This is a genomic window from Virgibacillus sp. M23, assembly GCF_034190895.1.
Lineage (GTDB): Bacteria > Bacillota > Bacilli > Bacillales > Amphibacillaceae > Virgibacillus > Virgibacillus salarius.
Genome location: NZ_JAWDHA010000244.1, coordinates 1 through 462, shown reverse-complemented (window position 1 = coordinate 462; position 462 = coordinate 1). Strand labels below are relative to the sequence as shown.

1 protein-coding gene and 1 pseudogene are annotated in these 462 nt (G+C 51.3%); both read right to left on the bottom strand.

All coding sequences use genetic code 11. The annotated features are described in order from the left end of the window. Nucleotides 1-331, bottom strand: a pseudogene (locus tag RVS70_RS22335) (amidophosphoribosyltransferase); the annotation flags it as partial. Next, nucleotides 307-462, bottom strand: a 156-nt coding sequence (locus RVS70_RS22330) for a hypothetical protein (protein ID WP_321134902.1), incomplete at its 5' end; no start/stop codon positions are given. The pseudogene RVS70_RS22335 and the gene RVS70_RS22330, both read right to left, overlap by 25 nt.

Sequence of the window (462 nt, the reverse complement as noted above, 5' to 3'; positions counted from 1 at the left end):
CAAGCGCCAGGCTGCCGTTGTTTTGGGAACGGAAGACGAGCGGCTGTACATTTTCGTATCCGCCGCCTCCAGCCGTTGCGTACCGAACGTGCCCGATAGCGCCTTTTCCCTTTACTTTGCTGAGTTCGCCATTTTGAAATACTTCAGTGATCAGCCCTTGGCCTTTGTGCGCCGTCAGTTTTTCACCATCAGTCGCTACGATGCCCGCACCCTCCTGCCCTCTGTGCTGGAGGCTATGGAGACCGTAATATGTGATCTGCGGGGCTTCTTCATGCCCCCAAATCCCAAATACGCCACATTCTTCATTTAAGCCTTTGATTTCAGCAAGCATGGGATAGCTCCTTTCCATGCGCGTTCAAGCTCTTTCGTTTGCGCATGAATCATTTGTTGTCCGTCTTGATTTTGAATCGCCAGAATTCCGTCAGCCGTTACCTCACCAATATGAACCGCATCTTTTACAGC